Raw genomic sequence first — 15,266 nt, forward strand, 5'->3', positions numbered from 1 at the left:
CGGGCCATCGGCATGGGTGCGACTCAGCGGTCGGACGAGGCTTCGGGGCCGTGCGCCGTACGGAACCGCTGCACCATCAGCGCGTGGCCCGGGCTGCCGGCGGCCTCGTACGCGCCGAGGGCGTTGACCCGTTCCACGGTGGAGGAGCCCAGCTCGGCCCGCAGGTCGGGCGAGCGGGAGAGAAGGAACATGCCCTCCTCCGTGTAGCCCTCGTCCAGCCACCCCTGCCACAGGGCGTCCCGGTCCTGCTCCTGGCCGGCGAAGTACGCGGTGCTCCGCTCCCGTGGTGCGGTGGGCGGGGCGGTGTCCGGGACGGGTGCGGCGCGCAGGACGATCCGCCGGCCGCCGAGGTAGGCGATCCGCAGGCCCTTGCGGATACAGAAGACCAGCGCCTCGGCCGCGGTGTCCACGACCGGCTCGCCGCGGTCGTTGAGCGAGGTGTTGCACACGATCGGCACCCCGGTCCGGGCGTGGAACGCCCCGATGGCACGGTGCAGGAGCGGGTTGGCCGCCGCGGTGAGGACCTGGTGGCGCGCCGATCCGTCCAGGTGCACGATCGCCGGTACGGCGTCGCGTACCTCCGGCCGCACCTGAACGGTCTCCAGCATGTACGGGGACGGCCGGTCGCCGTCGAACCAGTCCGGGGCGTATTCGGCCGGCACGATCGGGGCGACCGGGCGCCACCACTGACGCTGCTTGTACTCGTTGAGCAGGTCCTTGACCTTCGTCGACCGGGGGTCGCCGAGCAGGCTGCGATGGCCGAGGGCCCGGGGGCCGATCTCGGCGGCGCCGTCCACCCAGGCGACCACGCTGTCGTCGAGGTCCTCGGCGAACCGCTCGGGTGAGAACGCGCCGACCTCCTCGATCCACGGGGCGAACTCCGCCAACGCGGCGTCCACGTCGCGCAGCTCGTTGCCGTAGTAGGCGGATTCGATCAGGATGTCGGCGTTCTCCAGGGCCCCGGTGCCGTACAGGGCGAGCAGCCCGAGTCCCAGTGCCTGGCCGGAGTCGTTGGCGCAGGGCGGGGTGAGCAGGCCCTTGAAGCCGAAACGGTCCATCAGCAGGGAGTTGGCGGGGCAGTTCAGCGCGAAACCGCCGCTCGTGGAGAGGTAGGCGTCCTCGGCCCGTACGCCGCCGATCGCCAGCAGGCGTTCGATGTTGCGGACCGCGACCAGCTCGCAGCACCGTTGGACGACCTCCATGACGGCGCTCTGCAGGTTCTCCTCGTCGGTGAACTCCCGGTCCAGCTCCCGCCCCGCCAGCTGCCGACGGGCCTCGGACACGATCGACGCGACCACCCGGTGGGCGTCCTGCCACGGCGCCCGCCGCCCGCCGAACAGCTGGACACCGGCCATGACGGCTTCGGCGTCGACGTCGATCCGGGTCCGGCAGGCCGAGGCCAGGGCCATGAGGGTGCCCGGCTCCTTGCCGAAGATCGTCTCGGCCGCCGTGTAGAGGGGGCCGGGGGATTCCACCGGAGCGAACGCCGGTCGCCCCTGGACGGAGACGCAACCGGCATACCAGGCGCTCTTGGTCTCCCGGTCCTGGACGAAGTCGGGGCCGCCGTCCACGGCCATCGCGATGATCGTCTCCCGCTTGAACAGCGCGCTGTCCATCAGCAGGCCGCTGAAGAGATGACCGAGGCTGTGGAGGGGGAAGTCCTCGGCGCCGGCCGGGACGGGGATCTCCGCGTGGCCGGGCAGGCCCGGAGTGCCCCAGGAGGCGCTGATGTCGGAGAGGTCCAGCCCCTCGGTGGCGAGCAGTCCGTTCAGGAACGCCTCGGCCCGGGCGGGGGTGTAGAGCGGCTGATGATGGTGCTTCTGGCCGCTGACGCGTTCGAGTTCCCAGACGCGTACGAGCTCCACGGCCCGGCCGCTGCGTCGCCACAGGGCGACGTTCTGGTCGTGGCGCGCGGACAGCACGGCGGTGGGACCCGGCGGTGTCAGGTAGCCGGAAAGGAAGTACTCGACGTCATGCCGATCAGCCACGGCACTGCTCCTCTGCTTGCTGTCCGGTGGGTTCATCGGGGTGTTCAGGAGGCGCCGGGACGATCGCAGCGGCGCAGCCCGACGGCGTTTCCGGGGCCCACCGGCATCCGCCGGGCCCACTCCCGTGCTTCTTCCTCGGTGGCCACCTCGATCAGCCACAGGCCGCCGAGCTCCAGTTCGCCCGGTGCCGCGCGGTCCTCGCCGGCCGCGCCGTCGGGGCGGGCCAGCCGGGCGCCGTAGCGCACCCGCACCCCGGCCTCGGCGAGGTCACGGCCGTAGGCGCGGTTCGCCTCGTACCGTTCCTGGCGTTCGGTCGGCGACATGTCGTCCCATGCGCGCTCTTCGCCGTAGACGAGCAGTGCGAATTCCATGAAGATCCTTCCTCAGGACACCTGGCGGCTGGCCAGGCGGGCGAACAGGCCGTTCTCGTCGGCGAGCAGTTCCTCGTAGCGGCCCTGCTGCACGATCCGTCCCTGGTCCAGGACGATGACCTTGTCGGCGTCGGCCACCGTCGACAGCCGGTGGGCGATGACGATCCGGGTGGCGCTGAGCTTTCGGGTGCTCTCCGCGACCAGCCGCTGGGTCGGGTTGTCCAAGGCGCTGGTGGCTTCGTCGAAGAAGACGATGCGGGGGCGGGCGACCAGGGCACGGGCGATCATGAGCCGCTGGCGCTGTCCGCCGGAGAGGGTGTTGGTCCCTTCGGAGAGCACGGTGTTCATGCCCATGGGCATGGCCGAGATGTCGTCGGAGATGCCCGCCATCGATGCCGCCACCCAGGCGTCGTCCAGGGTGTGGCTGCTGCTGCCGATGATGTTGGCCTTGATGTCGCCGGCGAGCAGCGAGCCGTTCTGCAGCACGACGCCGCACTGTCGGCGGACGGCGGAGACCTCCAGCTCCGCCAGGTCCTGCCCGTCGTACAGCACCGTGCCCGACACGGGCTGTTCGAAGCCCAGCAGCAGCCGCAGCACGGTGGACTTCCCGCTGCCCGAGGACCCGACGATGGCGACGAACTCGCCCGGCGCGATCGACAGGGTGACGTCGTCCAGCACGAGCGGGCCGTCGTCGCCGTAGCGGAAGGAGACCCGGCTGAGGTCGAGCCGGCCCGAGAGGTCACCCGGGGCGGCCTTGGACTGGTCGACCTCCGGTGCCGTCTCCAGGATCGGGCGCAGCTTCTCCAGAAGCGGTACGACGCCCATCGCCGTGATCGCGGCGGAGGTGAACTGCAGGCTGGAGGCCAGGAGAAGGTTGAAGGCCGCGAAGAACGAGAGGAAGGCGGCGATGGGCACCTGGCCCTGCAGCGGTCCGCCGATCACCGCGAAGATGATGACCGAGCACACCAGCGGGAAACCGGCGTTGAAGGTCGTCACGATGTTCTGCACCCGCCGGGACGCGGCGGCCAGACTGCGGCCCTTGGCCAGTTCCGAGGCCCAGACACCGAACACCCGGTCCTCGGCGGCGGTGACCCTGAGCTTGGGGACGGCGGTGAGCAGTTGGAAGACCCGCGAGGACAGCTTCTGCTCGTGTGCGTACAGCTTGCGCTGCCAGCGCACCTCGATCCGACCGGCCACCAGCGCGAACACCGCTCCGACCAGCACCAGCACGGTGGCCAGCAGCGCGAGCCGCAGGTCGTAGAAGTAGACGAGGACGAGATTGGCGGAGCCGGTGATGAAACCCAGGGTGGCGCTGGTCATCATGCCCGAGAGCATTTCCTGGGCGGCGCTGACACCGAGCACGGTCGTGCCCAGTTCCCCGGTGGAATAGCGGGTGAAGAAGGACGTGGGCAAGGACAGCAGCTTGGTCCAGACGCCCACCTGCATGGCGGCGGTGGATCGGCTCTCGATGCGCAGGACGGCGATGTTCTGGACGATGGACAGCGCCGCGACGACCAGGGCCGAGCCGATCACCACCAGCGAACCCTGGACGATCAGGCCCCGCTGGGCCTGTGCGACGAAGGTGCCGAGGACCTGCCCGGTCATGACGGGGACCAGCAGTCCGACCAGGGCGGCCAGGGCCGCCGTCCAGGCGAACATCCACAGGTCGCGCCGGTTGCTGCGGATACCGAAGCGCAGCAGGCCGCTGATCGACCGGACCGCGGAGGGCAGCGGCTGGTAGAGCATGACGGCCTTGGTCTGCAGCTCCTCGGCGAGCTTGGCGGTCACCTCGGTGATCTTGCCCGCCTCGGCCATCACGTAGCGGCCGCCGATGGGGAGCAGCGCCACCGGCTGATCGCCCACCTTGAGGTAGCCAATCGCCGGGCCGAAGTCCGTCCTCCACCACTGGCCGTCCAGCCGGATGGCACGGGTGCGGACGCCGGAGGCGTGGGCGATGGACTGGAGGTCGTCCAGGTTGCGGCCGTGACCGCTGCCGACCAGGGGGGCCTTGACGGCGAAACCCTGGTGCGCGGCGACCAGCCGGGCGGCCGCCAGTGTCGGCGGGTCCGCGGCGACGTCCGCGAGCCGGATCCGGGCCTCGGTGTCGTGCAGGACGGCCTCGAAGCTGCGGGCCGTGGTGGCCAGGGTGCCGGCCTCGTGGGCCTGGCGGACGTCGAGGGCCTCGCGTTCCAGGCCGCGCTGGCCCTCGATGCGACGGTCGACGGTGTAGAGCAGGCGGGTCGCGTGGGCGAGCAGGAGACCCCAGAGGGCTCCCTCGTCGAGCAGTTCCCGCGAGGAGCGGGCCCGCAGCCGGGCGGGCGAGTCGGCGATCAGCCAGTCGCGCTGGGTGAGGCAGGTCTCCATACCGGTCGTGAACCGCCCGGAGACGCCCTCGCCCAGCTCGACCGAGCCCTCCTCCACCCGCACCCAACGGACGCCGTCCACCGAACGCACCGCCGCTCCGGCGGCGAGCTCGGTCGGCCCGTCGGTGGACAGGGGTACGAACTCACGGGGCGGCAAGGTGTCGCGCAGCGCCTGGGCGAGGGCCACGATGCCCTGCTCCAGGCCGTCCAGAAACTGCTGTACCGCGTCCCCGTAGGCCTCGGTGGACAGGGCGCGCACCGCCAGCCCCGACGGGGTGTCGCATGCGGCGCGGCGGGCCGAGAGGCCTTCGAGGTGGGAGAGCGGCAGGTACGACAGCACGGTGCCGGGCACCGGCCGGCCGACGATGCCGTGCCGCGGCCCGGACGGTGATCCCATGAGCAGGGCTCCGGCCTCCACACGGGCCAGGAAGTTCCAGCGCCCGGTGGGCACTCCGTCCACCAGGCGGACCGCGAACAGGTCCACGGCGCCGGCCTCCACCAGCAGCACGCGGCGTACGTCGTCCAGGACGGTGAACGGGTCGGTGTGGAGGTCGGCGGGGGTGGCCGCGTCGGAGAAGAACGGCGCGAACGCAGAGGTGATCACAGGTCGCCCCCTTCGGCGGTGCGGACCGAATCGATGAGACCGGCGTAGTGGCCGCCGCGGGCCAGCAGGTGCTCGTGGGTGCCGCGTTCGGCGATCTGCCCCTTGTCGAGCACGATGATCTCGTCGGCGTCCCGCACGGTGGACAGGCGGTGGGCGATGGTCAGGCAGGCGCAGCCACGGCGGCGCAGGTTGTCCATGATGACCCGTTCGGTTTCCGGGTCCAGGGCGCTGGTGGCCTCGTCCAGGATGAGCAGGGTGGGCTGGGTGGCCAGGGCGCGCGCGAGCTCCAGGCGCTGACGCTGGCCGCCGCTGAAGTTGCGTCCGCCCTCCCAGACCATGGAGTGCAGACCACCGGGGCGGGCCATCACCGTCTCGAAGATGGCGGCGTCATGCAGTGCGGAGATGATGACGTCGTCGGGGACGTCGTTGTTCCACAGCGCGAGGTTGTCCCGGACGCTGCCCTCAAAGAGGGAGATGTCCTGGTCCACATAGGCGACCGAGGCGGCGAGCACGGTGCGCGAGATCTCCTCGCGGGGACGGCCGTCGAGCAGGATGCGGCCCGACCACGGGGCGTACAGACCGGTGAGCAGCCTGCCGAGCGTCGACTTTCCGCTGCCGGAGCTGCCGACGACGGCGATCCGGCGACCGGGCACCACGGAGAAGGACAGGTCCTTGATGAACGGCGCGGCCAGCGGGCTGTAGCCGAAGGTGACGTCCTCGAACTCCAGGTGCCCGTCGAGCCTCCCGGTGCGGGAGGGGTCCTCGGGAACGTCGAAGGAGGTGTCGGCCGGATAGTGCTCGACGTCGTACAGCCGCTTGATGTCGGCGGTGACGTCCTGGAGCCGGCCGCCGAGATTGGTGAGTTGGGTGACCGGGCGGCTGAGCGCGGCGAGCAACGTCTGGAAGGAGACCAGGATGCCGACGCTGATCGCGCCGTCCACCACCCGCTGCCCGCCGACCAGCAGGATCAACCCGCTGTTGAGGGAGGCGAGCATCGGGGGCACCACGATCAGTACGGCGGTCGGCACGCCCAGTTGCTGCTTCGCGGAGATGACCTTGGCCAGGAAGCCCGCCCAGCGGCTGAAGGCGTCGGGTTCGGCGCCGGTGGCCTTGACCGTCTCGATCTGGCTGAGGGTGGTGAAGGTGGTCGCCGTGAGGTTGCCGCGGTCGGTGCGCAGCGCCACCACGGCGTCCGTGCGGGCCCGGGCGACCCAGCGCAGCACCACGATGTTCAGCAGCGCCATGCCGACGCCGATGGCGCCGAGCAGGACGTCGAAGTGGATCAGCAGGGCCGCGTAGAACACCACGAGCACGAGGTTGACGACGGTGAGGGCGAGGTCCCGGGAGAGGATCTCGGCCACGACGTCGTTGCCCGCGACCCGGTTGGCCACTTCGGCGGGACGCCGCTGCATGAAGAAGTCGACGGGAAGCCGCAGGAGATGGCGGAAGAAGCGGGCCGAGGAGACCAGCCCCATCCGTATCTCCAGGCGCAGCAGGTAGTGCCGCTGTACGGAGGTGAGGACGAAGACGCACAGCGCCGTGAACATCATGGCGAGCAGCAGGGGCACCAGGTACCCCGCCGATCCTCCCGCCAGGACCCGGTCGATGAAGACCCGGGTGAACGCGGGGGTGGCGATACCGGGGACGACCAGCAGCGCGCTGGCCATCAGCACGAGCGGGAGGGCCCGTCCCGAAGGCAGCCGGCGCGACAGCAGCGCGGCGCCGACCTTGGTGCGGGTACCGCCGCGGACGAAGTCCGGGCCGGGCTCGAAGGACAGGACGACGCCGGTGAAGCCGGAGTCGAACTCGTCCCAGGCCATCAGCCGGGGCCCGCCGGCGGGGTCGTTGACGGCCACGACGGTCTTGCCGTACTGGGTGCGGACGCCCTCGACGACCAGGAAGTGCTGGAAGGCCCAGAAGATGATGACCGGCCGGTCGAGGTCCTTCAGGTTCTCCGCTTCGGTCTGGTAGCCCCGGGCGGTCATGCCGTACTGGCGGGCCGCCGCCAGGACGGTGGCGGCATTGGCGCCGTCCCGGGAGACGCCGCACACGCCGCGCAGTTCTTCGAGCGGGACGTGGCGTCCGTAGTGGGCGAGGATCATCGCCAGGGAGGCGGCGCCGCACTCCACCGACTCCATCTGCATGACGGTCGGGACCTTGTGGCGCCAGGGCCGCATGCGGGGCAGCGGGATCCGTCGGCGCCGGCCGCCCGGCCGGTCGGGTCCGCGGGGGGCGGGCGGGGTCGTGTCCTTCGCCGGGGGCTCGGCCGGGGGCTTGGCCAGGGTGCTCTGCGTCATGGCGATGTCCCCTCAGCGTCCGAGGATCAGATTGAACGGGGTCTGTTTGCCGAGATTGATCGTGGCCGACACCCCCACCTGGGTGGTCAGCGCCGTCTGGGGGCCGCTGGTGTTGGACCAGGCGAAGCCGGAGCGGGTGTTCTCGTCGCGTACCAGGTCCACGACGACCAACCGGGGCGCGGATCCGGCGGCGAACTGCCGTGCCGCCAGCTCACCGCCCACCAGGCCGGACAGGGCCTCCGACGTCAGCGGGTAGGGGCTGACGGAGGTGACGGTTCCGCGGAGCAGGCCGAAAGCGGCCGGCGGGGCCGTGGACACGGCCAGGTCCACCTTGTTGCCCGGGTGGAGCCGCGCGGCCCGGTCGGCGGGCACGAACACCATGGCGATCATGCGATCGCCGGAGACATCGGTGCGCTCCACGGTGAGGACGGCGGAGCCGACGTCGATCATCTGCCCGTCGCTGACCGCCAGCCCGACCACGTGGCCCGCGAACGGGCTGGTGATCCGGCGGATCTGACCGGCGGGGTCCTGCACCTCGATGACCGTCTGCCCCGCGGTGACCGTGGCGGTGGGCTGGGTGAGCACCCGCTGCACCATGCCCGTGAAGGGACTCTGCACCTGTGCCGTGCCGCCCGGGCGGGTCAGCAGACCCGGCGCGCTCACACTGATCAGCAACTGGCCGGCGAAGGCCCAGATCACCGCGGCGGTCATGGTGATCATGACGACGAACAACGCGATCCAGCCGCGTGGTGCCGCCAGCAGGGTGGGCGAGTCCAGCTCGTCGGGCTCACGCATCCGTTGCAGCGCCTTGAAGCGGAACATCATGACTGGTCCTCCCCGCGTGGGACTCCCGCGCTGTGCCGCAGTGTCCGGGGGCGGCTGCCGACGACGAGCTCGCCGACCCCGCCCTCGGAGTAACGGTCCAGGCCCGAGGCGGCTGCGAACTCGTCCGCGTCTCCGCCGCCGAGGCCGCACACCGCCAGTCCCATGGCCGTTCCGACCAGGTAAAAGGTCTGGTAGAGCACGCCGACGTGCTTGAGGATGAGGGAGTAGGCGACGGTCTCGTACTTCCACATCACCCGCCCGAAGCGGGCCGAGACCAGCAGAGTCACCTGCGGAGCGGAGTCCATCAGGGCGCTGCCCCGTGCGGACTCCACCAACGCGGCCGTGGCGGGGCCGGGTTCGGCCACCAGCTCCAGCTCGTGCCGGTCCGGCGCATAGTGCCACAGCCCCGGTTCGGCGCCGACGCACTCGGTGATGAGCGGGTAGACCTCCAGTTCGTGGACGGAGCCGCCGGACGGGTAGGGCCGGTCGGCCAGCACCTGCCCGTCACTGCCGGTGAAGGTCTGCCGCAACCGCATGCTGCGGTAGAGCAGTTCACCCAACTGCTCCAGGGTGATCGGCGCGTCCGCGTCGTGCTCACGGATCGACCTGCGCCGCTCCAGCACCTCGCTCAACGAAGCCTCGCTCTTCGCGCGGGCATCCAGGTCGGGGACTGCCAGGGCGATCCGCTGTCCGGGGAAAGGCTCCCGGGACGCCGGCTCGGGGCCGAAGCGCTCCCCGAGCGGGTACGTACCGCCGTAGCCGGTGACCGTACGCGGGCCCCGGGTACGGGAGTGGAGGGCCAGGTCGGCGGCGGACCACTGGGCGAGCCGCTGCTCCCCGGCCTCCGGGTCGTGTTCCGGCCCGCCGGAGACGAGCAGACCACCGGCCGCGAACAGCCGCAGCACCTGCGACACGGCCGTGTCCGGGAGCCCGGACCGCTGGGCCGCCCCGGTCGGGCTGTTCCAGTCGGCGAGGACAGCGAGCAGTCCGGCGGAGGCCGGGGAGAGCTCCAGCGCGAGCGGGCTGCCCGGCGCGCGCACCACCAGCAGCCCGCCCTCGGCGGTCGCGGTGGCGAACCGGGACAGTTTGACGAGTGCGTCGGCGGCCGGAGCGACCGGGAGCGCGAGGCGGCCGCGGCCGACCTGGCGCAGCCGGGCGATCGGCTCACCGTCGAGCCGTACCGCGCGCTCCGTCATGCCTGCGGCGTCGAGCTTGTGCAGCAGCATGTGGAGGCGGAGCAGCCCGAATTCCCCGTCGTGCGCGGTGACGAGGGGAGCGAGCTGGTCCTCGGCGTGGTCGTCGGCGGCGAGGGCGGTCAGCACCGCCAGCAGTCCGGGAGTGGTGTCCGGCAGGGCGACGGCACCGGCCGGGGCCGACAGGAGCCAGGCCCCGGCGGCCGCGGCTGCGGCCTGGCCGGGGGCTTCTTCGAGCGTCGCGTCCCGCCGCAGCCGCAGGACCGCGTGCACGGTGCGGGCCGGGTGGGCCGGGTGAGCCAGGTGCTCCGGGTGCTGCGGGTGGGCTCGGTCGGTCTGCCCAGTCGTCATGATGTCCGTCCGGCCGGGTCTAGAAGAAGACATTCCAGGGATTCATCTCGTCTTCGGTACGGGGCTGTTCCAGCCGCCCGGTGCGGGTCGGGACCTCGTAGAGCCGACCCGGGCCCAGGCGCCGCCAGAAGTGCCGCATGCCGGGGGCGATGACCTTGACCACGCACAGGTCGAGATCGGGGCGGGTCTGGTCCAGCACGATCACCTCGATGCCGGCGGCCTCGGCCCGGGACACGCAGTCCTTGATGTGGTCGGCGAGGTCATGGCCCACCAGCGGAGCGAAGTCGCCCACCGTGGTGGGCTTCTGGTCCGGGTCGGGGGTCAGCCACGGCTCGTCCGCCAGCTTGACCTTCTTGCACCACGCCAGGGTCTCCGGGTCGTCCGACCGGTAGACGGTGTTGCCGTCGGCGTCGCGACGGTCCACGTACGGCAGGAACTGATTGACCTCGGTCAGGGCGCGGATGGCGGCGATGCGCGCGTCCGGGTGCGAGCCGAAGCCGACCATCACGTCCTCGACGTCGTGGCGGCGCCCGGAGACCGCGGCGAAGGTGGGGATGCCCAGGTCGGAGGTGATGTCCAGGACCCACACGTCGCGGTCCATGCTCGCGTAGAACTCGCGCATGGTGTCCACGTACGGGTCGTCCAGCGAGTCCAGGTCGAACTCCGGAACGCGCAGGCGGTTGTACCACCACAGCGCCACCGAGTCGCGTTCCACGACCTCGCAGAAGCCCTGGAGGATGGCCTCTTCGAGGGTGTTGCCGCTGGCCCCGCCGTTGGAGTCGCCCACGCAGTAGAAGTGCTCGGCGAGGTCCGGGTGGCCGTACCAGGCGTAGCCGGACGGAATCATCCGCTCGGTCTCGCGGGTCAGGGACCAGCCGGTGGACCAGTCGATCGGCAGATCGGTGCGGAAGGGGTCCGGGACCAGGTGGAGCCGGTGGGTGGGATCGGCGTTCCACTGCTCGCGGCCGGCGACCTGCGCCTCGGAGAAGCCCAGCAGTTCGTCCATGTGCACGGCGACGTCCGGGTCGAGGTCGTCGTACGCGGCCCGGGTGACCGGCTCGCCGCCCCGCCACACCGCCGAGTAGCGCTCGATGGCCTCACACATCGCGCTGACCTTGGCCTGTATCTCGGAGCGGCCCTTGCCGCCGCTCTGGCCGCGCATGTTGCGGCGCAGCAGGTCCATGTTGTCGTTGACCATCGCGAAGTTGTGGCCCGCGGTGAAGCTGTAGGTGACGCCGTTGCCGGTCTCCTCGTGGGCGCCGAGCTTGGTGATCGCGCCGAGGTAGGGGCTGATGTGCCGCTTCAGCCGGTCGTACGTCAGCTGCGGCGGCTGGATCCGGTAGCCGCCGTCCGTGGTGTGCCGGGCGGGGCTGGCGGTGAGGGCGACCTTGGGGCTGCGCTCGGAGACCAGCGTCGGGTCACCGCAGGAGGCACACTGCGGCTGCCGTACGAGGGTGTGCTCGGCGCTCTCCAGAGTGACCAGGTCCATGGTGCGCATCACGCCGGTCAGGGACTCGGACGTACCGGTGACGACGATCCGGACGGCCTCGACGGCGAGCAGGCCCGCGATCAGGGTCGAGCTCGCGGGAAGTGCCGCATGCGAGGGGTGGCGGGGGGTGTGGTCACCACGCTTGCCGGAAAGGTAGCGCTCGACCTGGCGGTTGCCACCGAGCCGCTGGGCCAGGCAGGTCCAGCAGCCGGTCTCGCCGGGACGCAGGAAGGGACCGACCCACGGCACGACACCGGCGGGTTTGGCCGGCAGCCAGGAGCGGCCTGCGGCCAGGTATGCGGTATTGAGGCGGTCCAGTTCCGGGTCGAGGTAGTCGTCGACCAGGACGACGGTCAGGCCGTCCCCGGCGTCCGCCGAGCCGATCGCCTCGTCGAAGCCGACCACGCGCACCCGCAGGCCGTTGGACTCCAGCGCGCCGAGCACCGGCCGGTGGTCCAGGCCGGATCCGGCGACAAGGGTCAGCTCGGTGGCCGCGGTGGCGGCCACCACCTGGTGCGGGTCGACGCCCTGGGCGTCCCAGAAGGCCAGCGCCTCGTCCGACATCTCGGGACGGCCCTCGGCCAGATGACCGGCGGCCTCGTACCGGCGCAGCGCGGTCAAGGTCTCAGTGATCGCCAGCTGTCCGCTGAGCGCCCCGACGATCTCGGCAACGGTCTTGTGGCCGTCGAGGTGCGGAAGCACCGCGGCCGCCGCGGCTCCCTGGACGAGGAAGTCTTTTCCCTCGGCGAGCAGGAAGACCTTCGAACCATCGACCACTTCACTTATGAAATGGGCCTTGAGTCGCGGACGCTCCATCTGGCTTCCCCCTGTTTATTACCGGTGTTCCATATTTCGCTCGCCATCCAATCATGTGGCTGAAACCCGTGTACATGCTGAAAAGCGCGAGGCGATGCGCCGCTTAGGTATGTGCGGGTCGATACGTAATCGCGGGCTGCGATACGTAAGCCATACGTATCTTTCCGAAAGGCCGTACCTGTTCTGGACTACAGTGGTCCGCGGATGCGATGATCATGGCTGCGGTTGTCTGCCGCTGACGGGGGATGATTTACGGTGCCGACGGGGCAGTTGCAGCATCGGGAACGCGAGTTGGCCGCACTGGGGGAAGTGCTCGGGGAGGCGGCTCAGGGCCGTCCGGCGCTCGCACTGATCCAGGGGCCCAGGGGCATCGGCAAGTCCGAGCTGCTCCGTGCGGCCCTCGCGCGGCTGCCCCAACAGAGCATCGTCCTGCGGGCCCGATGTCATGAGAACGAGCAGGAATATCCCTACGGCGTCGTGCGCCAGCTCTTCGACCCGTTCATATCGGCGTCCGGGAGTTCCGGCGCGACCCCGGAACCCCTCTCCGTGAATTTGCCGAACAGTCTGGATCAATCAGCTGTTCCCGCGAACGGCGCCGCCGCACATCATCTTCTGCAGAATCTGTTCCAGGCCACCCGCTCCATGGCGACGACCCGGCCGGTGGTCATAGCCATCGACGACCTCGATTTCGCGGACGAAGCCTCGCTGCAGTGGTGCTCCTACATCGCCCGCCGCCTCGAAGGCCTCCCGGTCGCATTGCTGGCCACCGTTTCCTCGGAGACCGCCGACGTCCACGAGAACCTGCCCGCCGAACTCGGCGCCCTGCCGTACACCCGGGTGGTCCGGCCGGGACCGCTGTGCGACACCTGCAGCGCGGAACTGATGGCCGCCGCGTTCGGGGCCCCGCTCGACGCCGAACTCGCCGCCGCCTGCCACACCCTTTCCCAGGGCAACCCCTTGGTGCTGCGGGAGCTCACGAAGCGTCTGATCGCCGCGCCGGTCTCCCCCGGGTCACCGAACCTGGACGACGTGCTGCGGATCGGCGCACAGACGCTCTCCGACACCACGTTGACCTGGCTCGACCAGTACCGGCCGGCAGCGGTGGAACTGCTCAACAGCCTCGCGATCCTCGGACCCGGGGCCGATCTGACGACCGCGGCCATCCTGGCCGGCCAGGGCGACTTCCAGGCCGCGCAGGCCCGAGCCGCGCTGTGCCGAACGGGCCTGCTCGCCCCCGGGCCGCCGGAACAGTTCCGGCACGAGCTGGTCCGTACGGCCATCCTGTCCCGCATCGACTCCGACCACCGCCTGGACCTGCACGAACGCGCCGCCGCCCTGCTCGCCCGGCTCGGCGCCCCGGCCACGCAGACCGCCGGGCACCTGATGTCCCTGAGTACCGCCAACCGCGCCTGGGCCCTGCCGATCCTGCGGACGGCTGCCGACGAGGCCGCCGCGGCCGGGTCGTGGGACACCGCCGCGCGCTACCTCCGCCGGTCCCTCGCGGAGTCCGACGACCCCATGGCACTACGGGAGACCACGGTCCGGCTGGGCGCCGTAGAGCTGCATCGGGACCTCGCCTCGTGCGTGCGCTACGCCACGACGGCCGCTGCCGCCGCCGACCCGGCCGACCGCGCCCGGGACCTGCTGCCGCTGGCCCACCCCGCCCTCACCGTCACCTCCACGACCGCGGCCCGGCACTTCGCCGACACCGCCGCCGCGTTGAGCACCGTCGAGGACGCGCCACGCGAACAGTTGCTGCAACTCGGCTCCCAGGCACTGCTGGCCGGCCACCGCGTCGGCATGAAACGTGCCGTACGTGAACTGCGCGCCGGTGAGAACGGCCCGGCGAGCTGGAGTTTCCTCGGGGCTCTGGCCGCGATGACCGCTGCCGGAGGCCGGTCGCCCCTGCGGGCCGCGCGGCTGGCGGTGCGTTGCACCGAGGCCGCGTCCCCCGCCGGTGCGGACGCCGGGCTGGTGGGCGCGGTACTGGCCTTCGCCTGGACGGGCCGGCCGGCCGAGGCGGAGCAGTGGAGCGCCTGGGCCGTCCGATCCGCACGACGACTGCGGCGCCCCGCCGAACTGGCCCTGGTGCTGCTGGTGCAGAGCGAGGTGACGTACCGCCGGGAGAAGTGGGACGAGAGTCTGCGCGACGCCCGTGAGGCCGCTGCGCTCGCCCGGGCCGTCAACGCGGTCGGTCTGCACGGCGCGGCGGTCGCCTGCGCGGCGCGCGCTCTGGTGCGGCTCGGTCAGGTGGCGGAGGCGGCGGGCTCGCTGGTGGGCATGGAGGTCCCGAGCGACGTCCATCCTCTGATCCGGGGAGTGGTCCTGGAAGGACAGGGCCTCGTCGCGGCCGCCCGGGGCAACCACCAGGAGGCGCTCCGGCTGTTCCTGGAGTGCGGGCACCAGCTCGCCACCCGGGGCATCGCCAACCAGGCCTGCGTTCCCTGGCGGGCCCATGCCGCCAACTCCTACCAGCACCTGGGCGAGTACGCCGCCGCGCGGACCATCGTCGCGGATTCCGTCGCCACCACGGCGCGGCGGAGGGCCGGTGCGGGGGTGCCGGATCGGACACCGTCCGGGAGCGCGTCGCCGGAAGCCGCAGCCGCAGCAGCAGCCGCAGCCGTCCGACTGAGCCCCGCCGAGCGCCGGGTGACCGACCTCGTCCTGATGAACCTGAGCAACCTCGAAGTGGCCGAGCGACTGTGCCTCAGCAAGCGCACGGTCGACACCCACCTGGGCCGGATCTATCGCAAACTCGGCATCGTCGGCCGCCCCGAGCTGGCCGCCGCCATCGAGGGGCTCTCACCGCGCGGTTGAGGCCTCCTGGACATACGGCAAAGCGGGGGGGGGGGGGGGGGGGGGGGGGGGGGGGGGGGAGGGGGGGGGGGGTGGGGGGGGGGGGGGGGAATTAGGTGGCAAGGATTTCGGCGTCCTCGGCCTCACCGAACAGGAACGTACGGGCCTTCGTG

The 15,266-nt window shown here is 71.3% G+C and carries 8 protein-coding genes; 1 reads left to right on the forward strand and 7 read right to left on the reverse strand.

Annotated features, from left to right (window positions below; all coding sequences use genetic code 11):
- Positions 1 to 23: 23 nt before the first annotated feature.
- Genes ACZ4YL_RS29590 through ACZ4YL_RS29620 form a run of 7 tightly spaced genes read right to left on the reverse strand, consistent with a single transcriptional unit; the run spans position 24 to position 12,297 of the window.
- Complete coding sequence (locus tag ACZ4YL_RS29590; RefSeq protein WP_468120776.1) at positions 24 to 1,988, reverse strand: carbamoyltransferase C-terminal domain-containing protein; 1,965 nt, start codon at positions 1,986 to 1,988, stop codon at positions 24 to 26.
- A gap of 44 nt (positions 1,989 to 2,032) precedes the next feature.
- Complete coding sequence (locus ACZ4YL_RS29595; protein WP_453333039.1) at positions 2,033 to 2,359, reverse strand: YciI family protein; 327 nt, start codon at positions 2,357 to 2,359, stop codon at positions 2,033 to 2,035.
- Positions 2,360 to 2,371: 12 nt separating this feature from the next.
- A complete protein-coding gene (locus ACZ4YL_RS29600) occupies positions 2,372 to 5,326 on the reverse strand; it encodes an NHLP bacteriocin export ABC transporter permease/ATPase subunit (RefSeq protein WP_468120778.1) in 2,955 nt (984 codons plus the stop codon).
- Complete coding sequence (locus tag ACZ4YL_RS29605; RefSeq protein WP_468120780.1) at positions 5,323 to 7,623, reverse strand: NHLP family bacteriocin export ABC transporter peptidase/permease/ATPase subunit; 2,301 nt, start codon at positions 7,621 to 7,623, stop codon at positions 5,323 to 5,325. Before ACZ4YL_RS29605 ends, ACZ4YL_RS29600 begins: the two co-directional genes overlap by 4 nt.
- A 12-nt stretch (positions 7,624 to 7,635) precedes the next feature.
- Entirely contained in the window at positions 7,636 to 8,448 is an 813-nt protein-coding gene (locus ACZ4YL_RS29610) for a biotin/lipoyl-containing protein (protein WP_468120782.1), read from the reverse strand.
- Positions 8,445 to 9,992 carry a SagB family peptide dehydrogenase gene (locus ACZ4YL_RS29615; protein WP_468120784.1) on the reverse strand — a complete coding sequence of 516 codons (1,548 nt, stop codon included), beginning with the start codon at positions 9,990 to 9,992 and terminating at the stop codon, positions 8,445 to 8,447. The genes ACZ4YL_RS29610 and ACZ4YL_RS29615 overlap by 4 nt, the downstream gene beginning before the upstream one ends.
- 19 nt (positions 9,993 to 10,011) lie before the next feature.
- The gene (locus ACZ4YL_RS29620; protein WP_468120786.1) at positions 10,012 to 12,297 is read right to left on the reverse strand and encodes a TOMM precursor leader peptide-binding protein; all 2,286 of its coding nucleotides are present in this window, start codon (positions 12,295 to 12,297) and stop codon (positions 10,012 to 10,014) included.
- 255 nt (positions 12,298 to 12,552) lie between these two features.
- On the opposite strand from ACZ4YL_RS29620, the gene ACZ4YL_RS29625 reads away from it, so the two are divergent.
- The gene (locus tag ACZ4YL_RS29625) at positions 12,553 to 15,114 is read left to right on the forward strand and encodes an AAA family ATPase (protein ID WP_468120788.1); all 2,562 of its coding nucleotides are present in this window, start codon (positions 12,553 to 12,555) and stop codon (positions 15,112 to 15,114) included.
- The last annotated feature ends 152 nt before the right edge of the window (positions 15,115 to 15,266 follow it).

The organism is Streptomyces sp. NPDC030021 (assembly GCF_055574035.1).